Here is a 21361-nt window from a genome sequence, read left to right as displayed (position 1 = left end):
TAGCGATTCTCTGCAGTGGCCAATCGTACGAATGTAGTTTGACTACAGCATCGGTGTTTCTACTGATACGTATGATCTTTTTCCGATGCGGCTGTGCGGTGCGGGGAAAAGGCGGTAAGCGTTCCTGATTGTGCGTGTGCAGCAGGGTAAGAAGTACCCGCGGGCGGTCGTTTCGAGGGGAGGCGGATCGGTGCTGGCGACGGGGCGTGTGGGGGAGTCGTTGCGTGTGCATCGAATGGAACCCCGTCGAATTCCGGTCGCCTCGGGGAAAACCGGCAGCACGGACGCTGCGCCAGCTAACCGCGCCGAGCGACAGGACTGCCCGGCAGCGGAATCCCGGCACGATAGACGACGGTCGCGAGCGCCGCTGCGACCGCAGCCTCGGCCGTCAGCACGGCGGCGGCGGCGCCCAGTTCGGCGAAGTACTTCGCGAGCACCGGCACGAGCACGATATTCAGAATGCCCGATGACATCAGGACACGCGTGAATTCGGACTTCATTCCGAGCGGCAGCATCGTCTGCACACCGAAGAGGTCGGTCATCCCGGCCATGAATGGAATGAAGGCCATCCAGCGCAGCACCTGGACCGTCGGTTCGTACGAAGGGCCGTACAGGATGCGCACGGCGAGCGGCGCGCCGAAGAAGATCGCGAGCGAGATGCCGAGCACCATCGCGACCTGCACCACGAACAGCTTGCGCAGGAACGAGAACGCGTCGTTTCGCGCATGCCGCATCAGATAGCTGATGCGAGGATAGGTGGCGGCCTTCAGCGGCTGGAGCATGCTGAGCGCCGCGCGGATCAGCTTGTCGCCGGCGGCGAAGTAGCCGGCCGCGACGTTGCCCGACACGAAGCCGAGCAGCACGGTGTTGGTCGACGCATAGAACGCGATCGACGTCGATGCGAGGAACACCTGCCAGCCGCCTTTCAGCGATTCGGCGATGTCGGCGAAACCTACGCGAACGAAGTCGATTTCGCGCTGGGCATACAGATAGACGGCCAGTACGAGCGCTGACAGCGTCGGGACGGCCGCGTTGACGATCATCGCGCGGTCGATGTCCGCGGGGCTGTGCACGAGCGCGAACATCGCGGGCAGGCTCAGGATGCGGCCAACGAACAGGATCACGCTCAGCGCGCGCAACTTCTCCATGCCCTGGAAATACCAGCCCGGCGTGAACGCCACGCCGGCCACCATCCCGAAGCCGATCAGCAGCAGGTCGCGGTCTTCGCCGAAGCGGCCGACCAGCACGATCAGCCCGACCAGCACGATGAAACAGATCACCGCGATGCCGATCTGCGCATACAGCGTCGCCCAGAAGATGCGGGAGCGTTCGGCGCGGTCGTCGCGCGCGAGCGCGATGCGCGGCGTGGCAGTCAGGTCGAAGCTGTAGCTCGTGCAGTTGGTGAGGTACGCGATGACCGCGAGCGAGAACGCGAGCTGCCCGTAGCCTTCCGGGCCCAGCGCGTGCGTGAGCAACGGTGCGATCAGCAGCGGCACCGCATACATCGAAATCTGCAGCGTCAGCAGCAGCAGGAAATTCTTCTTGAGGTTTGACATTCGCTTGGTCGGCGCCGTGGGTGTCGCAGGGCGGCGAGGTGCGGGCCGCCGTGCGCTCGCGCGGCCGGTCGGCGCTGACCCGGCTGCGTGGGTTCGCGGCCCGTTCCGGCACGCGCCGGTTTCGTCCGGCGATGCCGGACACGGCCACATCGCATGGCGGTCATGATACGGGGCGAGCGGGACGACTGTGTTCGCGAGCCTACCTTTCGCGGATTCGGCGCACACGCGCGGCGCGAATCGGAACAGCGGGCGCCTCGTTGTATCGCCACGGTAATGAATGCATTTGTAAGCTGGCGCACCGAAGGGCGCTCGGACCGAGTGCTCTAATCGAACGACTGTTTGGGTGTGCGGAGGAAATGGCTTGACGATGACTCGGGCCGGCGACCTGCCGCCGCCAGGCAGCGGGGGCAGGACAACGCATCGCGAAGGGCGGACGGGTTGCGCAGGGGCGCGGCGGAGGTCCGTTGCGTGAAGGCCGTGCGTCGTGGAGCAGTCACATGACCGTGGAGTGGCCGATTCCGGTGGAGCCGCCGGACGCGTGTCCGCATCCGATAACAAATACCGAGCCGAGGAGTACCGATTGAAGCCGATAACGTTCGGCAGCTGCGTGGGGTGGCTGCACGAAGGACATACGACACAAGGCGTGATCCTGTGCGAATCGCTGGGTCACGAGGCATCGTGGACGCACAAGCTCATGCGGGCGATCGCGGAGCGGCTGGCCCGCGAGGGTGTCACGGTATTGCGATTCAACTACCCGTGCACCGGCGACTCGGCGGGCGACGATCGCGACGCCGGTCGGTATGTCGCGAGCATCGCCAGCATTCATGACGCGATCGACCTGTTGCGCGATCAGGTTGGCGTAACCACGCTGACGCTCGTCGGGATCCGCGCGGGCGCGTTGTTCGCGATGCTGGCCGCCGCGGGCGTGGGCCCGCGCCCGGCGCCGCGCGTCGACGCACTGGTGGCGCTGGCGCCGGTCGTGCGCGGTCGCGCCTACCTGCGCGAGCTGTCGTTCGTGCATCGCCAGTGGCTCGATATCACGTCGCCCGCGATCCGCGCCGCGCATCGCGACGAACCGTGCATGAACGTGCTCGGACACCGGTTTCCCGACGACTTCGTCGATGCGTTGAAGGCGGTCGATCTGTGCGACGTCGTGCGCGATGCGCCGACGTTGCCTGGCGCGATGCTGCTGATCCAGCCCGATCAGGGCGACGGGCCGGCATTGCGCGAAGCGCTGTTCGAGCGCGGTGTGGACGTGGCGAGCGATGCATTCCGCGAATGGCCGACGACGATGCTGGACGGCACGCGCTCGCGCTTGCCGCTCGCGGCGATCGACACGCTCGCGAACTGGATCGCCGAACGCGCGCCGCGTATGTCGGCTGGCGCCGAAACCCCGATGCAAACGGATTCGGCGTGGAATGGCGAGTCGGCCGTCGCGCTGGACCTGCACGACATGACCGAGCAGGTCGTCGCGGTCGGTCCGGACCGGCTCGTCGGCGTGCTGTGCCGTCCCGCCGACACGCGGCCGGCGAATCCGGTCGGCCCGGCGCTCGTGATCGCGAACACGTCGACGAACCCGCGCAGCGGCGAAGGGCGCTTCAGCGTGCGCCTCGCGCGCGCACTGGCACGCACCGGCGTGACGACACTGCGGATCGACGTGCATGGCGTCGGCGATAGCGGGCCCGCCGCGCTGGACGACCAGTCGGGCGTCGTGTATTCGGCGCGGTCGAGCGACGACGTGGCCGCTGCCGCGGACTGGCTGCGCGCGCTCGGTCACCCGGAGGTGGCCGCGGCGGGCATTTGTTCCGGCGCCTATGCGGCGTTGCATGCGGCCGTGAAGACGCCGTCGCTCGGCGGCGTGATCGCGATCAATCTCGCCCGCTTCGTGTGGCCGGCCGGACTCTCGCTCGAGGCAGTGCAGAAGCAGCGGAACAACTCGGTGCGCGGTTACTGGCTGTCGGTGCGCGACTGGCAGAAATGGAAGCGCCTCGTGCGGGATCGGCGCGACCTGCGGCCGATCGTGCGGGCGGTGGCCGCGAATGCGATCGCGCGGGTCAGCGTGCCGGCGAAGGCGCTTGCAGCACGCGCCGGCTGGAAGGCCGGCATCGGCACGCCGCGCGGCGTGATGCACGAGCTTGCGCAGCGCAACGTATGGACGACGCTGGTGTACGGCGCGCTCGATCCCGGCATCGACGATGTCCGGCGTCACTTCGGTGCGATCGAGCGCGCGTTCCGGTGCTCGCGTCACGTGCGTCTGTACCTCGAGCCGCAGGTCGACCATGCGGTGTACGGCGCGGTGGGCACGGACATCGTGATCGACCGGTGCATGCAGGCGCTCGGTCGCGACTCGATCCGGCCGGTCGCGCGCGTCGCCGATCCGGCCGCACCCGAAGCGGCCGCGCGATCGTACACGAGCGTGTCCGTCGGCCGGTCGTGATGCGCGCCGCGTCGCACGCGGCGGCGCATCGGGGTGCGATCCCCTCTACGCATGAAGATCGGCGTTCGGTGGGGTCCCTCACAGACGTGCCGTTCGCCGTGGTGTCCAATTCCGTATCGGTGCATCGCCGGTCATGCCGTGGCATGACCGGCCGGGATGCTTCAGTCCGGATCGTCCGGTTGCTCATAGGGCGACTTCGCGTAGGGCGACGCATACAACCTGTCGCTGCGCCATACGTCGTCGGCGGGTGCACTGGCCGCTTGCGGGCGATGCGGCCGCCCCGGCACGAGCGGCCGGCGCAGCGCGCCGCGGGCGCGCGTTTCGGGCTGGACGGCGGTGCTGGCGACGGGACGCGCGGAAGCTGACATCGCGACTCCGGAGGCGGCTGCAGCGGGTTCGACGGCGTCGCTTGTCGCGGCGACTTGCGCCGACCGCTGCAACGGTACGGGCGGGAGCGCCGCCGCCGATGCGAACGTCGGCGCGTCGGCCTGGACGGCGGGCAACGTCTGCGCATGGACGGCGCAGACGATGCCGGCCGAGGCGATGCAGACGAGTAACGAAAGCGACGAAGAGCAGTTCATGACGAATCGTACGGTTTGACGTGCGGTGTAGAGGGAGGCGCGGCACCGTGATGCGAGCCGCGCCGGCAAGCGTAATGCCGGAATTCGCCGCGTTCGGCGGGTTACCGCACAGTTTTGGAAGGGCACGATGTCAATCACCACGCAATCCGAATCGACGCACGGAGCGCTGCAGCCACGCACGGCCGGCACCCGTCGCGCACCGTGGCTGTCGCGCATGGCGATCGTGGCGGCCGCGTGCGCATTGAGCGCATGTGCGTTGTCGCCGGGCATGACGTACCGGGCGCCTGCCGACCGTGACGCGAATGCGCGCGTGAGCGCCGATGCATCGGGCGCGGGCGGCCTCGACGGTGTACAGAACGTGTCGAGCGAGGAGCTGATCGAAATCACGCCGGCGTTCGTCGCGCAGCAGCATGCGAGCCGGCCGCCCGATGTCGATGCGGAAATCCGCCAGCTGTTCGGCAAGCCGAAGCCGTACACGATCGGCCCCGGCGACGTGCTCGGCATCGTCGTATGGGACCACCCCGAACTGAACCTGCCGACGACGCAGACGACGGCGGGCGGCGACGGTGTCGGTGCCAGTTCGGTCGCGACCGGCTACACGGTCGACGCAAACGGCAACGTGCAGTTCGCGTATGCCGGCCTCGTGCACGTGGCGGGGCTGACCGAGGCGCAGGCGCGCGCGCTGCTGACGAAGCGGCTCGGCGAATACGTGCGCAAGCCGCAGATCGCGCTGCGCGTGCAGACCTATCGCAGCAAGCGTGTCTATCTCGATGGCGAGGTGCGCACGCCGGGTCTGCAGATCGTCAACGACATGCCGATGACGCTGCCCGAGGCGATCGACCGCGCGGGCGGCTTTACCCCGACGGCCGATCGCTCGCAGGTCTCGGTGACGCGCGGCGACAAGACCGTGAACGTGAGCCTGCCGGCGCTGATCGCCGCGGGCGTGAACCCGTCGAACATCCTGCTGCGCGACGGCGATCTCGTGCGCGTGCGCGCGGCGAGCGACGCGAAGGTGTTCGTGCTCGGCGAGGTGTCGCGGCCCGCGACGCTGACGCTGACCGACGGCCGGATGAGCCTCGGCGAAGCACTCGGCGACACGGGCGGCGCGAGCCAGTACACGTCGGACGCGCGCCAGGTGTTCGTCGTGCGTCGTGGCCCGGACAACCGCCCGCGGGTGTACCACCTCGACGGCAGTTCGCCCGCGTCGTTCGCGCTGGCCGACCAGTTTCCGCTCGAGCGTCGCGACGTCGTGTTCGTCGATGCGTCGTCGCTGGTGCGCTGGAGCCGCGTCGTCAACCTGCTGATTCCGTCGTCCGCGCAGGGTGCGCTGACGGCCAAGGCGATTTCGCCGTGACCCTCATGACCCATTTCGTCATCGCGACCGCGCGTCGCGCCTACGGGACTGATGCCGTATGACTTCCTCGACCCTGCCCGACCCGCACAGCGGGCCCGCCCTGCGGCCGTCCTATCCGGTGCGCCGCTACTGGGGCATGCTGTACGGCGGCCGGCGCCTGATCCTTGGCACGGCGCTCGCGGGCGCGCTCGTTGGCGCCGTGTATGCGCTGTGTGCGGCCCCCGTCTACCGGACCGACATCCTGTTCCAGGTCGAGCAAAGCCCGACCGACTCGAAATCGACGTCGCCGACCGGTGATCCGTCGTCGGTATTCGACCTGAAGACGGATGCGTCGACCGAGATCGAAGTGTTGAAATCCCGCGCGGTGCTCGATCGCGCGATCGACAGCACCAATCTGGCCGTCGACGCCAGGCCGCATTACCTGCCGCTGATCGGCTGGCGGTTCGTGAACGCGGCCGACGGGCTGTCGTCGCCGTTGCCGGGCGGCTATGTGTACGGCACCGAGCGCATCGACGTGCCGACCTTCGACGTGCCGAAGCGCCTGCTCGGCAAGCGGTTCGCGCTGACCGTCGGCGACGATGGCGCCTACACGCTGCAGCGTACGGGCTGGTTCGGCCGCAAGGGGCCGGCATGGCAGGGCCGCATCGGGCAGCCGCTACATGTCGAGACGCCGCAGGGGCCGCTCGACATATTCGTGCGCGGCGTGGCCGGCAAGGCCGGCGCACGCTTCGACCTGACGCGCTACAGCGACGAGGAGGCGACGGCCTGGCTGCAGAAGAACGCGCTGATCTCGGAGCGCGGCAAGCAGTCGAACATGGTCGGCGTGACGCTTGACGGCACCGATCCCGTGCACGACAGCCGTGTGCTGAACGCGATCGGCGACGCATACCTGGCGCAGAACACGCAGCGCAAGTCCGAGGCGGCCGACAAGCTGATCCGCTTCATGGACGCCCAGTTGCCGCAGCTCAAGGCGCAGCTCGAAAAGGCGGAAAGCCGCTTCAACGCGTTCCGGGCCTCGCACGGGACGGTCAATACGAGCGACGAGGCGCTGGCGTTGCGCCAGCAGTCGGTCGACATCGAGACGCGCGTGCAGACGCTGCAGCAGCGGCGCGAGGAATTGCTGACGCGCTTCATGCCGAAGCATCCGGCCGTGGTGGCCGTCGATGCTCAGCTCTCCGACGCGCAGCGTTCGCTCGACACGACACGCAAGCAGATCCAGCAACTGCCGACCGTCGAACAGGGCGTGCTGCAGTTGCAGCGCGACGTGGCCGTCGACACGGCGCTGTACACGAACCTGCTCAACACGCGCCAGCAGATGATCCTCGCGCGGGCCAGCAAGACCGGCACCGTGCGGATCGTCGATACGGCGAAGGTCGCCGAGCAGCCGATCGGCCCGCATCGCGGGGTCGCCGTGATCGCCCTGCTGATGGTGGGCCTGCTGGCAGGCGCGGCAATCGTGATCGTCCGGCAGCGCATCGTCGGCACGATCGGCGATGCCGAGGAAATCGAATGGACGACGGGACTGCCGGTGTTCGCGACCGTGCCGCACAGCCCGGGCGTGGCGCAAGCGGAGCTGGGCCCGAAAGCCGGACGGCGCGGCGCGCGCGCGCCGGTGCCGCCCGTCGCCGTGCAGGACGCGGCGCTCGAAAGCCTGCGCAATTTCCGTGCGGCACTGCAACTGTCGATGCCGCACGCGTCGAATCCCGTCGTGTTGATTTCCGGGCCGACGACGGGTGTCGGCAAGTCGTTCGTCGCCGCGAATATCGCGTCGCTCGTCGGCGCGGCGAAGCGGCGAGTCCTGCTGATCGATGCGGACCTGCGCAAGGGGTCGCTGCACGAACGATTCCGCTACAGCCGCGCACCGGGCCTGTCGGACGTAGTGGCTGGCACCCACCGGCTCGACGAGGCGATCAAGCGCGGCATCGTGCCGGGCCTCGATTTCATCGCGATGGGCAGCGTCGTGCCCGATCCGGGCGAGCTGCTGCTGCAGCCCGCGCTCGCCGAACTGATCGAGCAGGTCGCATCGCGCTACGACATGGTCGTGATCGACGGCCCGCCGTTGCTGCCGGTGGCCGATGCGCTGGTGCTCGGCCGCCTCGCGGGAACCGTGTTCCTCGTCGCGCGCAGCGGCGTGACGACACTGGCGGAACTCGACGAAAGCGCACGACGGCTCGAACACGCGCATATCGACGTGCGCGGCGTGGTCCTGAACGATTACAAGGGCGCGCCGGGACGGTACGACTACGGCTATGCGGATATGAACACGCATCAGGCCGCGTCCGGATATACAGAGGCGATGGCGCCGCGGCAACGGGTGGAACGGGCGTCATGAACTGGCGAGCGGGCGGAGCAGGGGCCGGGCCGCGACAGGGCCCGGCGACGATGCGCCGGATGGCGCGCGTGCGCGGTCCCGCGGGCGGGTATACGGGATATTGGTGGGAGGACCCGGCACGCCTCGTGCTGATGTTCATCCTGCCGCTGTATGGATTGCTGTCGCTCAGCCTGCTGGGCGACCAGAAGTCGATTGCGCGGATCTACTTCGACGGCTACTACGCGTTCGTCGGCGCGCTGTTCCTGGTGGTGGTGATGGCCACGGCATGGCTCGCGACGACCGAAGTGCAGACGCGGCGGGGTCCGCCGCCCGCCACAGTCGAACTGTCGCCTCGCGTGCTCGATTTCGTGTTCGCGCTCGCTCTGTTCGGCTATGCCCTGTTGTTGAGCGGCATCGTCACGCATCCGGCACTGCTGGTCGCGTTCGTCCGGGGCGAAGCGAATGCGTACGACATGCTCGATCTGAAAGGGCGCATTACGGGCCTCAGCACGTTCACGCAGGCGACCGCACCGTACGTCGTACTGTATTTCTATGTGTTCAGGACACCGGTAAAGGGACTGAATCGCTACAAGATCTACTTTGCCGTGCTCGCGGCGCTGACGCTGCTGCGCAGCTTCATCTTCGCCGAGCGGCTTGCGCTGATTGAAATGATGATGCCGCTTGCGCTCATGGTCGTTCGATTCCGGCTCGGCGGCAGGTATTCGAGGTTGTTGACGCTCGGTCCGTATGCGGCGATCCCGCTGTTGTTCGGGCTGTTCATCGCCAACGAGTACAACCGGTCGTGGGAAGCCTACTACGTCAACATCTACGACAACCTGTTCGATTTCGCGCTCGAACGCCTGGGTCTGTACTACTCGACGTCGTTGAACAACGGCGCGGGAATACTGAGTGTGCTGGGCTGGGACCAGGGCCACCCGATGTTCACGTTCGACTGGCTGCTGCGCTTCCCGATCATCGGAGCGACGTTGCAGCCGTGGCTCGACTCGGGCGGCAGCATCAACCTGTTCCTGAACGGCTACGCCGATCCGGAGTTCAATAACCCGTCGGGGATTTTCGTCCACTTCTACGAGTGGGGCTGGTTCGGCCTGTTCGACGCACTCGTGCTCGGCTGGGTGGTCGGTCGCAGTTATGCGGGCTGGCGGAGCGGGAACGGGTTCTGGTGCTGCGCACACGCGGTGTTGTTCGTGTCGGTAATGGAAATCATGCGGACCCCGAATCTGTTCAGCGGGCGGAATTTCGTGCCGGTCGTACTGCTGATCGCCGTGTTCCACTGGTTCTCAAAAGCTCGGGCATGTGCTGCGCCCGATGCCGCCGGCGGCGGATCCGGTGGAGATGGAGGCGGGCGTGCCGTCGCCTGAGCATCGGGCCACGGACGTCGATCCGGTCTTGTCGCGATAACAGCAAGGGTCGTGCGGTACGGGGCATGCGACCACTTTGTAGATTGCCGGGTCCCAAAAATCAATATTCCCGGAGCCACTACCTTTCATGGCTACTCACAAGCAGAAGTTCGAAATTCTGGACGGGTTGCGCGGCATTGCAGCCATCAGCGTGATGTTCATGCATTTCCTTCAGGACCTGCCGATTCCGATATTGCAGAGTGCATATCTTTCGGTAGACGTTTTTTTCATGCTGAGTGGATTCATCCTGACCTACTCTTATGGCGAAAGACTGCGTCAGGAGTCGTGGTGGGGCGAGTATTTGAAGCGACGCGTGATGCGCCTGTATCCGATGATATGCATCGGGTTCACGATCGGGTTCGCGAGCCTCGTCGTCATGCGTATGCACTCGTCGGCGGCCTTTTCGCTGGGTAACCTGGCAGCAGCCACCGGCCAGAACTACTTTCTAGTTCCGTATCTCGGTCGTTTTTCAGTGGCAGGCTTTGTCGGCGCAGCGAATCACGGCTTGCCGGCAGTCGACGACCCGGGCGTGTTTCCTCTGAACCCTCCCGCATGGTCGCTCTTCTTCGAGCTGTTCGCGAGTGTGGTCCTGATCGCGGCGATCAAGATGGCGACGCAGAGTCTGCTGCGACTGGCATATGCGAGCCTCGGTGCCTTCGTCGTGTATGGATGGCTCGTGGGCCTCGACAACGACAAGTTGACGGTGATCCTGAATCAGGGTTGGTCGGCCGATAATTTCATCGGCGGATTCTTCAGGGTCGGCTACGGGTTCCTGCTGGGAGTGGCGATCGGGAAGATGCATGACGCTAGTGTCTCGGCCAGGCCGCATTGGTTCGTCGCCGGGCTCGTGAAGAACGACTACATGCTGTTTGTCGTTTTCCTGATGGTCGTCGCGTTTCCGTCGTCGATCAAGGGGATGTATTCAGTGGCTATCCTGCTGTTCGTCGCACCTGCGCTGGTTTACCGGGGGGCCATGCTCGCGCCCAGTGGCAAGACGATTGCAAGGCTCAGCGCGTTCCTCGGCTGGATCTCGTATCCGCTTTATTGCGTGCACTATCCGATCGGAAGGCTGGTGTTCGCGTATGCGCCACAGGCCGACATCCACGTTGTCCGAACCGCGATGATCGCCGCGTTTCTTTCGATCGTGTCCGCCGCCATCCTGGCGAAATTTGTTGAAGAACCGATCAGGTCGTATCTGGGCAAGCGCATGTTCGGAAATCATCGGGCCGCGACCGGCAACCCGGTCAACGTCGGGTAACCGGAGCAGTTCGCGGAGCACACCGGCGTCGTTGCGGCGCCGGAGCGCGGGAGTCGCTTTTACAGCCCCTCGAAGATCTCCGTCATCATCTCGGCGCTTCGGCTCCAGCGATATTTCTCCGCGTGCAGGCTTCCCTTGCGTTTGAGCTCGGCCCTGAGCTCGGCGGAATCGAGCAGGCTCCGCAATTTCTGCGCGATGTCGTCCTGCGAATACGGATCGCAGTACAGCGCCGCATCGGCACAGACTTCCGGCAGTGCGGCCGATTTGCCGACAACCGCCGGACAGCCGTAGCGCATCGCCTCGAGAGGCGGTATGCCGAACCCTTCGTAGATCGACGGATAAAGGAAGCACGCTGCGTTCTGATACAGCGCCTTCAATTGCTCGTCGCTGATGTAGCCCACGTACTTGATGTTCGGCTCGGATGCCGAGAGATGATCCTGCTTGCCGAACACGGTGGCGTTCTGCATGCCGACGATGACGAGATCGACCGACGGATCGTCGATCTGCCGGAATGCCGCGATCAGCCGCCCGAAGTTCTTGGTCGGATTCATGCTGCTGACCGCGAGCACGAAGCGGCCGGGCGTCAGCGCATGCTTGTCGAGCACGCTCGTGTCCGCTTCCAGGGCATCGAGATGATCCGCACCGAGCGGCACGACGCTGATTTTCTCCGCGGAGACGCCGCAGTGATGCGCGAGGCGATCCCGCGAGAAATAGGAGTTGGTCAGCACGCAAACGGAGGTTCGCGCCAGGATCCAGAACATGATCCGGTACCACACGCGAAATGGCCGGGAGAAATGCGCGGGCGTGTCGAACACCGCCGCATCGTGCATGTAGATGATCTGGTTGCCGATGAAAATGGATGCCGAATTGCTGAGATTCACGATGCGGCCGCGGCGTGAGAATAACGGGAGGACCAGCTGCTCCCAGACCACGCCCTTGTAAAAACCGACCTTGACCGTCCTCGCACCGCTTACCTCGACGCCGGGCTGCGGAGGCACCAGCACGGTCACCGGATCCTGCGGTTGAAACTTGATCAATGCGGCGATCAGCTCGCGCGCGACGCGCTGCACGCCGGTTGTCTTCTGCGTGGTGAAGCGGCCGTTGTATACGAGTTTCTTCGGTTTCTTGAAAGCGATCATGTCAATAAGGAGATATCGAAATCGGAGTCAGGCTTTGACGTGATCCGGTGCAACCGGCTTGAAGTCACGCGTGTCGACGCGCGGCTCTTCGGTATCGAGTCCGTAAAGGGCATTCCACTGCCGGAAAATCGCGCTCATCGAAAACCGCTGAATCGCCCGTTTTCGGGCTGCCGCGCCCATTTGCTCGCGAAGCTGCCGGTCATCACGGAGCGTCGTCAGATACGTGGCCATCTCGTCGGCGTTCGACGCGACATAGCCGGTCACGCCGTGAATCACCACGTCGCGATTGCCCACGACGTCCGTCACCACGGCCGGTATGCCGGCGACCTGCGCTTCGATCAACGCGACCGGCATGCCTTCCCATCGGGAGGTCTGGACGTAGATATCCAGTTCCGACGTCAGCTCGAGCGCGCGTGCGCGGGTGACCCAGCCGCTGCAGACGACTGGCCGGCGCTGGCCGGGGTCCGGAATCTCGGCGGCGTCGCCGCCGATCCAGAGAAACTCGACGTCTGCGCCGTGCAGCGTGTCGGCAAGGCGCACGAATGCTTCATGATTTTTCTGGAACGACGCCCGGCCGCTCATCCCGATGACGACTTTGCGATCGTCGCGCGTTCGACGCGGTGGGATCTCAGCCGCATTGACGCCGTTTTCCACCAGGACTGCCGACTTTGCCCGGACCTTTCCCCGGATCTCGGCGAGTTCGCTGCCGGAGCACGCGACGATGGTTCCGCCGATGTGCGCCGCGATGCGCTCGAAGCTCAGATAGGCGTACTGCTTCATGCGCGACACGTCGCGGCGCAGGAACGAGAGTCCGTGCGGCGAGTAGAGGACCTTCGCATTCGGCGCGGCGATCCGGGCGGCGATTCGCCCCAGCACGCCGGCCTTCGACGAGTGCAGATGAATCGCGGTCGGCTTGCAGTCGCGCAGGTTCCGGACCAGCGCACGCAAGCTCCTCAGATCCTGTTTGACGCTCACCTCGCGCGCCATGTCGACGTAAACGAGCTTCACGTCAGGCAGGAATAGCGTTGAAAAATCGGTCGGGGTTTCCGGTCGGATCGAATGCAGAACCGTCACGTCGACGCCGGTCGCCGCGGCATGGTTGGCGAGATGGGTCAGCATCGAAAGCACGCCGCCACCAAACGCTTCGGCGATATGAACGATCTTTTCTTGGGTCATCTTTCGGTCTAGCGATCCGATCGCACATTCATCGCCCGTCGTGACGATGAGCCGCCCGCGAATCGTGTTGTCTCGGTGTCGAGTTCGTTAAACTATGCATTCCTGATTGATAAATGCATGGCTGCCGTGGCCATTGGATCCTGCTGTCGCAGTCGCTTGTTCGAGCTGACGAGGCAGCCGGATGGTTTCCGCCGATGGAATATCGGGTCGACGTTGTCGGAGCGTGCCGAACACGACGCAGCGTGACGAATCAATGCCGCGTTCTACGTGTCGGCTCGATTCCTCCGAACATCGGATACCGGCGTTCGACTACGACGACTGGAGACGAGACAACGACGAAATCCGGTCAGTGCGCGTGAATCCACTGGTCCGGATCATTGTGCAGCGCATGCGCGACCCGCTGGGTGCGATGGCTTACCGAAGGCGCGACTCGGCGACGCTATCGAGCGTCGGCGTGATGGCCGGACGACTTCCGCACGCGCGCGAGCGGATTGGAGATATAGCGAATCGCACGGTTGCTGAGCGTTGCCGACGGCAGCAAGCATGCGAGCGACAGCCCGGCCACGGCCGCTTTCTTGGCGGGCCCCCAGAACGGGTTGCGCAGCACGGTTTGCCAGTAGCGTCCGGATTCGCACAGGAACCAGCGCCAGCGCCGCACGAGTGGGGCGTGATAGAGCGTGCTTGCGAAGCGGGCCTTCTCGATCGCGAAGTCGAGCGGCGCGATCGGCAATGTTTCGTGCAGCCGTGTGCCGGCAAGCATGCGCAGCGTCGCCCATCGGCGTTCGGCTTTCAGCGCGCCCGTCGCGGCGTCTTCCGAATTGGTGAGGGCGAGGGCCGGCGTGTCGGCGGACGAGCGCGTCTCCGGCTGCTGATGGACGCGATAGCCGCCGAGCGTTGCATCGATCATGTGTACGGCACCGAGCAACGCGATACCGTAGATCGCATAGAAATCCGCGCCATGCAGGTTGTCCGGGGTGACGGGTACCGGAAAGATGCGCTTGAGCGCATCGACCCGATACGCGTTGCCCGATGCGGGCGGCGACGGGTACAGCCAGCCCGCGCGCAACAGGCGGCCGCAATCGGTGTCGACGGCCGACTGCGGCACGCTGGCCCCGGTCATCGCACCGTCCCGCGCGATCACGTCGAGCCGGAAATGCACCTTCACGAAGTCGCCGGACGCGAACGCGGCGAGCACGCGGGCCGCGGCGTCGGCATAGAGCAGGTCGTCGGCGTCGAGCAGGATCACGTAGCGCGTCGTGACATGTTCGAGCGCGCGGTTGTATGCGGCGACCTGACCGCGATTCTCCTGGAACACCGCCGTCACGCGCTCGCCGTACGAGCGAATGATGTCGCGCGAATCGTCGGTCGAACCGTCGTCGACGACCAGCACGCGTACACCGTGCGCGCCCTGCGCGAGCGCCGAATCGATCGCGTCGCGCAGGTATGCGCCGTGGTTGTAGTTGCAGATTGCGATGGTCAGGTCGGTCATGAACGGATTCTGGACGAGCGAAGTGCGGACGATCCGGGGGCCCGGCCCGCAGGGTGCGGTGCCCCGGCGCACGGTCGCGTCGCATGGTGGCCATGATACGTGTCGCAGACCGGCACTCGGTTCGCGAGCCTACCGTTCCGCGATTCGCTTCATTGGAAGCGCGATGAATCGTCAACGGCATGTCGGATCCGCCGCGCAGGCGGGATGTATTGGTCTGTTGACGCACTGAAACGCGGCGGGTTCGAATGATCCAATCGAACGTAGTACACCGCCTGTTTCGTCGGTATCGCGGGCCGACAACTCGGCCGGCATGCAGCGATTCGGGCGCGCCGGCGGACGCGCGCGAAGTCATTCCAGGGAGTCGACTCGACATGCATAGATCACACCGCCCGTTTCTTGCGCGTGTGGCGCTTGCCGCGATGTGCGTGGCAGGCGGGCTGGCCTGGCCGGGCAGTGCCGCGGCGGCATCCGGCACGCCTGCGCCTGGTGCGTTTCATTCGGCTGTACCGGATGCGTACGTTCGTCCCGCTGCGGACGCGGCCGATCAGGCCGACATGCTACAACATGCGCTGGACGCGTTGCAGCCTGGCCAGCGACTGGTGTTCGCGCCGGGGCGGTATGTGGTCGGCCGGTCGCTGGTCGTGCGGCAGCGGAATGTGGTGTTGTCGGGCTACGGCGCGACGCTGATCGCGACAACCCCGGGCGACCAGACGGTCGAGATGCGCGGCGAGGGTACGACGCTCGTCGGCTTTCGGCTCACCGGAACCGGCACGACACGCCTCACGACGCCGGAGTCTTCGAAGGTCGAGGTGACGGGGCGCGGCGTGCAGGTGCTCGACAACGTCATCGACGGTGGCGCGGGCGGCGGGATCTTCGTGTTCGGCGGCGCTGACGTCGCGATCGTCGGCAACGAGGTGCTGTCGACGCTGGCCGACGGCATTCACATGACGCACGGCTCGCACAACGTGCTCGTGCAGGGCAACGTCGTGCGCGGGACCGGCGACGACATGATCGCCGTGGTGAGTTACCAGGCGGAAGGCGTGCTGACGCGCAACGTGCTGATTACCGGCAACTCGCTGGAGGGCAACCCGTGGGGCCGGGGCATCACGGTGGTCGGCGGCGCGAACGTCACCATCTCGAACAATATCGTGCGCAACGTACAGGTGAGCTCGGGCATTCTCGTCGCGCAGGAGGACAGCAATCGAACTGCCGGCTCGTCCGACATCCGCATCGAGGGCAACTCGATCGCGGATATCCAGACAGCGACGGGCCGGGCCGATCCTCGTCCGGTCACGCAGCAGGCGGCGATCGAGGTCAGCACGTGGTCGGGTTCGGTGTCGCGCGTGACCGTGATCGGCAACCGTGTGTCGCATGCGCGATTCGACGGCATTCGCCTGTGGGGAAACGTGTCGGGCGTGCGGCTCGCGGACAATCAACTGTCGGGGATCGGCGGAATGCCGGTCCGGGTCGACCCCGCGCACGATTGCGCGACCGGCCGACCGGCGGGGGCGTCGGGAGGGCCGGCGAGGGGCGCGCCGTGTGCGGCCGCGCGTCAGCCGTTGTCGGCGGCAGGTGACGCGATCGGCGCGGATACGTCGTTGTTGCCGCGCGTGCGCGAATCGGTCAGGCAAGCGCGCTGGTCGCAAGGCGGCATCGACTGATCGTGCGTCGCGTGGGCCGCCGGTCGGCGACGCCATGCGGTGAACAGGCGGCGAACAGGCGGCCACCCCTTGTTCGCGCGGCGGCGCGCATCGCCACCGCGCACGCCGCCTCGATCCGCATGCGCTTACCGGATGACGTTGCGTTCCGCGGTTTCCTCGTCCGGTTCGCGCGAGGCGATCGACGGGCGCTGCCGCACGCTCTCGACGACCGGCCTTCCATACTGATCATCAAACCGCACGATATCGTCTTCGCCGAGATAATCACCCGACTGCACCTCGATGATCTCGAGCGGAATCCGGCCGGGATTCTCGAGGCGGTGGACCTCGCCGACGGCGATATAAGTCGATTCGTTTTCACTGAGCAGGAAGGTCTCGTTGCCGCGTGTGACCTTCGCGGTGCCGCGCACGACGATCCAGTGCTCGGCGCGGTGATAGTGCATCTGCAGCGACAGCCGCTTGCCGGGTTCGACGACGATCCGCTTCACCTGGAACCGCTCGCCGAGATCGATCGAATCGTAGTGGCCCCACGGCCGCTGCACCTTGCGGTGTTCGCTTGCCTGCGGGCGCTGCTCGGTCTTCAGGCGCGCGACGATGTTCTTCACGCGCTGCACGTCGTGCTTGTTCGCGACCAGCACCGCATCGGGCGTCTCGATGACGACGACGTCCTTCATCCCGACGCACGCGATCAGCCGGCCCTCCGAGCGCACGAGACTGTCCTGCGTGTCCTCGAACACGATCGGGCCGCGCGCGACGTTGCCCTGATCGTCCTTCGGCATGATTTCCCAGATCGCATCCCAGGTGCCGACGTCCGACCAGCCTGCGGACAGCGGTACCACGATCCCTTCGATGCCGAGTTCGGGGTGCTCCGCGAGGCGCTCCATGACCGCGTAGTCGATCGAGTCGGACGGGCACGCATCGAAGGCCGCCGCGTCGATCCGGAAGAACGGATGCTCGGCGGTGCCCGCGCGCCATGCCGCGTCGCAGGCCGCATGGATGTCGGGTGCGAGCGCGCGGATCGCCTTCAGCCAGGTCGATGCGCGCGTGACGAAAATCCCGCTGTTCCACCAGTAATCGCCTGAATGCAGGTAGCGCTCGGCGAGCGCCGCGTTCGGCTTCTCGACGAAGCGCCCGATCGCATAGCCGCCTTGTCCGCCGAGGCGGCCGGCGCGCGGCTCGCCGACCTGGATGTAGCCGTAGCCGGTTTCCGCGCGGCGCGGCAGCACGCCGAGCGTGACGATCGCGCCTTCCTGCGCGTAGCGCGCCGCGCGCCCGACCGCTTCCTGGAATGCGGCGACGTCGCCGATCACGTGATCGGCCGGCATGACCGCGAGGATGGGATCGTCCGCGAGCACGCTGGCGTCGAGCGCCGCGAGCGTCAGCGCAGGCGCCGTATTGCGCGCGGCCGGTTCGAGCAGGATGCGGGCGGGGGCCGCGCGCCCGAGCACCTGCGCGGCGCTCATGATGCGATGCTGTTCGCCGCACACCAGCAGCAGTGTGTCGCCGAGCGCCGCGTTCGCGATGCCGTTCAGGCGGCGCGCGGTCGCCGACAGCGGCGATTCGTTCGAGGTCAGCTCGATCAGCTGTTTCGGATACTGCTCGCGCGACAGCGGCCAGAGGCGCGTGCCGGAACCACCGGCGAGTATGACGGGCAGGACACAGGGCAGCTCGGGATCGGGAACCGGGCGAAGGTTGGCGTTCATCGATTGGCTCCGGTATCGGCAGGCAGCCGGTTGTGTGCGCGGCCGTCGACGCGCGTGTCCTCGTTGCGCGATCGCGGCGGCGAGACGGTCCGGGACAGCAGCTGACGCAGCGCGCCGGCGGCGCGGTCGGCGGGCCGGACGAGACCGACGAACGGCGCGCCCTGTTCGAGATAGGGACCGTATGCCTTTCGGAATCCGAAACGCTTATAGAAGTCCTGGCGTTGTGCGGGAACGTGCGTGCGAACCGCCACGTCGGGCCATGCGGCCTGCGCGGCCGTGAGCGCGCGCTGCATGAGTTGCTCGAGGGTGCGGTCGTCGCGACATGCCTCGCTCGTCAGCACCTTGTCGATCACGACGTCCGGATCGGCGTCGTCGCCGGGCAGCACGCGCGCGTAGGCGACGACTTCCGTCGTGTCACCTTTGTGCATGCACGCGAACACGTGCAGCGCATGCGCATCCTTGCCGTCGATGTCGAGATGCGTATGCGCATCCTCGACCACCAGCACTGCGTTGCGCGAGCGCAGGATTGCATAGAGATCGACGGCGCTCAGATGTTCGAATTCACAACAATGCCATTCCATGATGCGGTCCTCGTGTGAAGCCTTCAGCACGCCGAGCCGCATGAACGCGTTCGTCCGGTGCGGCTCGCCGATGTCCATGATGCGGATGCGGGGCGCGCCGGTCTGTTCGAAAGCATACTCACACTCTCGTTATGCCCGTTTCGTGCGGCCGATACCGGCAGCGCGAAACGGGCCGTGACGTGAGCGGGGCACTGTGCGGTATCACACAGTGGCCGCATGCCGGCTTTCCCATAATTGATTCGTCGCGACTGTCCGCTGCGAACCGCGCAGCGGGCAGTCTGCATCGAACGCGATTGAAGAATCGGGGGCTGTACTTGAGATTGCGATCGTTCACGGCGGGTCGGCCGCGCATCGCGACCGGTTGCTCGCAGGCCAGCATCTGCCGCATCGTCGATGTCCTCGCGATGCGCGCATCCTTCATCCGGACGCGATCGTTTCGACGCGCCGGCCAACACGCGCATACTTGCGACGGTGCGCTGCCCGATGCTTTCGCGCTGCATGCGGCCCTGCACCAGCACAGTGCCCGTCGCGCCGGCCTGTCGGCAGCGATCGTTGGCGCCGCGACACGCATGGACGCCATGCTGCATCGCGTCAGGAGACGGACGGTACGACCGGTTGCTTCGTTACGATGTTGTAACGAACACGCGCGGTTCGCCCGCGTTCGATGCGTGATGGAGGCGTCGCAGGGGCGCGCGATTATCCACGGATGCAAAACGCTTCCCGGATTATTTGCGCGATTCAAGCGAGAATCGCGGGCAATGGAAGGCGCCGATCTTGCAGAAAAGTGGTATTTGGCACTGATTGACGGGAATGGTCGTGGATAATCAAATCTGAGGCGCTAAACGCGCGCCGCGCGCGCCGGGGCGGCAGCGTAATCGGCTGAATCGATTTTATCTTTTGGTAACAAGGCCATCTCGATACGGGGTGTAGATTCAGGAACGGATGAAATGAGGCCACCATTCCGAAAGCGGGTTGGCGGCCATCCGGTTCAGCATCGGGCGCGGCTGTCGTGTACGACGCGACGCAAATGCGGACGGAAATCCCGTTTGCCGACGCGCTCCGCCTGACGGCGCGTCGTATGAAAGCCGGAACGCCGCGGCTCCCGCGGCCGCGCGTTCCCTTCGAGTTCGATGACAACGAGGCCGGATGACATCCGGCTCGACCTCCGGGGGCTCTCGCCGTGTGCAGTTTCGATCTTCGCCAAAGCTGCGGAAACGCGGCGCGGACAGGTGGCCATGCGCCGCCGGCCGCAGCGCACGCGAACGGTTCGCGGAGTGGAGAAAGTGATGGTTCGCTATGAATATGCCAATAACGCGCGATAAGAGCGCCGGCGGGGAGAGGATTACCGGGCAGCGTCCTCTGATTTACTGGACCCAGACGCCGTCCGTCATGCTGCGCAAGGAACTCGCGCGACGCGACTGGAAAGTGACGGTCGTCGCGCACGCGAGCGAATTGCGCGATACCTCCGGCGAAATCACCTGCGGCATCCTCGACCTGAGCGGCGGTCACGCCGACGCGATCGGCAGCATCGCTTCGACCTGCGCGTCGATGCGCGACGTCGTGTGGGTCGCGCTCGTCGAGACCGGCCAGACCGCCTCGCCGAACGTGCGCGCGCTGTTGCGCGACTATTGCTTCGACTACATCACGTTGCCCGCGTCGCACCAACGCATTGCCGATACGGTCGGCCATGCGTACGGAATGGAATGCCTGTTCGCGCGCGATCGGGAACGCCTCGAATCGCAGGAGAACGGCATCGTCGGCACCTGCAGCGCGATGTTGCGGCTGTTCGATACGGTGCGGCGCTTCGCGCGCACCGACGCGCCCGTGTTCGTGTTCGGCGAGACGGGAACCGGCAAGGAACTGACGGCCGTCGCGATCCATCGTCATTCGGAACGGCGTAGCGGCCCGTTCGTCGCGGTCAACTGCGGAGCGATTCCGCCCCACCTGCTGCAATCGGAACTGTTCGGTTATGAGCGCGGCGCGTTTACCGGCGCGAACGCGCGCAAGATCGGCTACGTCGAGGCCGCAAACGGCGGCACGCTGCTGCTCGACGAAATCGGCGACCTGCCGCACGAGAGCCAGGCGAGCCTGCTGCGCTTCCTGCAAGAGCGCGCGATTCATCGCCTCGGCGGCAGCGACCCGGTGCCGGTCGACGTGCGGATCGTCTCCGCGACGCACGTCGACCTGCGCGAAGCGATGGAAGAAGGGCGTTTCCGCGCGGACCTGTTCCACCGTCTTTGCGTGATGCGCATCGACCAGCCGCCGCTGCGCGCGCGCGGCAAGGACATCGAGCTGCTCGCGCATCACATGCTCGAACGCTTTCGCGGCGACGCGCGCCATCGCGTGCGCGGCTTTTCGACGGATGCGATCACGGCGCTCTACAAGCATGACTGGCCGGGCAACGTGCGCGAACTGATCAACCGCGTGCGGCGCGCGGTCGTGATGACGGAAGGGCGCCTGATCACCGCGCAGGACCTCGAGCTCGAATACTGTCTCGACGCGGCGTCGCCGTCGGTGGCCGACATCCGCAAGTCGATCGAGCGCGAAGCGATCGAAACCGCGCTGCTGCGCACGCGTGGACGCGTCGCCGCATCCGCGCGCGAGCTCGGCGTGTCGCGCGCAACGCTCTATCGCTGGATGGAAGCGTACGGCATCGAGCGGCCGCGCGGCACGGGGTCGTCGGACTGACGCGCGCGGTGC

13 protein-coding genes and 1 pseudogene are annotated in these 21361 nt (G+C 66.0%); 7 read left to right on the top strand and 7 right to left on the bottom strand.

The genetic code is table 11. The features are described from left to right. Positions 1-296: 296 nt before the first annotated feature. Entirely contained in the window at positions 297-1556 is a 1260-nt protein-coding gene (locus U5A56_RS05730; protein ID WP_124484981.1) for an oligosaccharide flippase family protein, read from the bottom strand. A 580-nt stretch (positions 1557-2136) separates the two neighbouring features. Here U5A56_RS05730 and U5A56_RS05725 point away from each other — a divergent pair. Next, a complete protein-coding gene (locus tag U5A56_RS05725; protein WP_321921298.1) occupies positions 2137-3993 on the top strand; it encodes an alpha/beta hydrolase in 1857 nt (618 codons plus the stop codon). Between the two features lie 161 nt (positions 3994-4154). Here U5A56_RS05725 and U5A56_RS05720 read toward each other — a convergent pair whose 3' ends face one another. After that, a complete protein-coding gene (locus U5A56_RS05720; RefSeq protein WP_321921296.1) occupies positions 4155-4712 on the bottom strand; it encodes a hypothetical protein in 558 nt (185 codons plus the stop codon). Here U5A56_RS05720 and U5A56_RS05715 point away from each other — a divergent pair. From U5A56_RS05715 to U5A56_RS05700, 4 genes and pseudogenes are all read left to right on the top strand, one after another. Then, a complete protein-coding gene (locus U5A56_RS05715; RefSeq protein WP_321921294.1) occupies positions 4702-5928 on the top strand; it encodes a polysaccharide biosynthesis/export family protein in 1227 nt (408 codons plus the stop codon). The genes U5A56_RS05720 and U5A56_RS05715 overlap by 11 nt on opposite strands. Positions 5929-5986: 58 nt before the next feature. Beyond that, on the top strand, positions 5987-8260 hold the full coding sequence (locus U5A56_RS05710; protein WP_321921292.1) for a polysaccharide biosynthesis tyrosine autokinase: 2274 nt from the start codon (positions 5987-5989) through the stop codon (positions 8258-8260). After that, a pseudogene (locus U5A56_RS05705) lies at positions 8257-9658 on the top strand (oligosaccharide repeat unit polymerase). Before U5A56_RS05710 ends, U5A56_RS05705 begins: the two are co-directional and overlap by 4 nt. Before the next feature lie 87 nt (positions 9659-9745). Next, positions 9746-10915, top strand: a complete 1170-nt coding sequence (locus tag U5A56_RS05700) for an acyltransferase (protein WP_321921290.1) — start codon at positions 9746-9748, stop codon at positions 10913-10915. Positions 10916-10974: 59 nt separating this feature from the next. On the opposite strand, the gene U5A56_RS05695 is transcribed toward U5A56_RS05700, so the two are convergent. From U5A56_RS05695 to U5A56_RS05685, 3 genes are all read right to left on the bottom strand, one after another. Next, positions 10975-12054: a glycosyltransferase family 1 protein gene (locus U5A56_RS05695; protein WP_321921288.1), complete on the bottom strand. Its 1080-nt coding sequence runs from the start codon at positions 12052-12054 to the stop codon at positions 10975-10977. A 27-nt stretch (positions 12055-12081) separates the two neighbouring features. After that, positions 12082-13230, bottom strand: coding sequence for a glycosyltransferase (locus U5A56_RS05690; RefSeq protein ID WP_321921286.1), 1149 nt, complete (start codon positions 13228-13230; stop codon positions 12082-12084). 439 nt (positions 13231-13669) lie between these two features. Beyond that, on the bottom strand, positions 13670-14719 hold the full coding sequence (locus U5A56_RS05685; protein WP_321921284.1) for a glycosyltransferase family A protein: 1050 nt from the start codon (positions 14717-14719) through the stop codon (positions 13670-13672). A gap of 371 nt (positions 14720-15090) precedes the next feature. Here U5A56_RS05685 and U5A56_RS05680 point away from each other — a divergent pair, with 371 nt between their 5' ends. Beyond that, on the top strand, positions 15091-16380 hold the full coding sequence (locus U5A56_RS05680; RefSeq protein WP_321921413.1) for a right-handed parallel beta-helix repeat-containing protein: 1290 nt from the start codon (positions 15091-15093) through the stop codon (positions 16378-16380). A gap of 125 nt (positions 16381-16505) precedes the next feature. On the opposite strand, the gene U5A56_RS05675 is transcribed toward U5A56_RS05680, so the two are convergent. After that, complete coding sequence (locus U5A56_RS05675; protein WP_321921282.1) at positions 16506-18080, bottom strand: mannose-1-phosphate guanylyltransferase/mannose-6-phosphate isomerase; 1575 nt, start codon at positions 18078-18080, stop codon at positions 16506-16508. Further along, entirely contained in the window at positions 18077-18661 is a 585-nt protein-coding gene (locus U5A56_RS05670) for a drug:proton antiporter (RefSeq protein ID WP_321795991.1), read from the bottom strand. The genes U5A56_RS05675 and U5A56_RS05670 overlap by 4 nt, the downstream gene beginning before the upstream one ends. Positions 18662-19957: 1296 nt before the next feature. Between U5A56_RS05670 and U5A56_RS05665 the strand changes: the two genes are divergently transcribed. After that, a complete protein-coding gene (locus tag U5A56_RS05665) occupies positions 19958-21349 on the top strand; it encodes a sigma-54 dependent transcriptional regulator (RefSeq protein WP_044842946.1) in 1392 nt (463 codons plus the stop codon). Positions 21350-21361: the final 12 nt, after the last annotated feature.

This window comes from Burkholderia sp. BCC1998, from assembly GCF_905339875.1.
Lineage (GTDB): Bacteria > Pseudomonadota > Gammaproteobacteria > Burkholderiales > Burkholderiaceae > Burkholderia.
The sequence above is the reverse complement of the archived record's forward strand: the minus strand, read 5'-3'. Positions and strand labels throughout refer to the sequence as shown.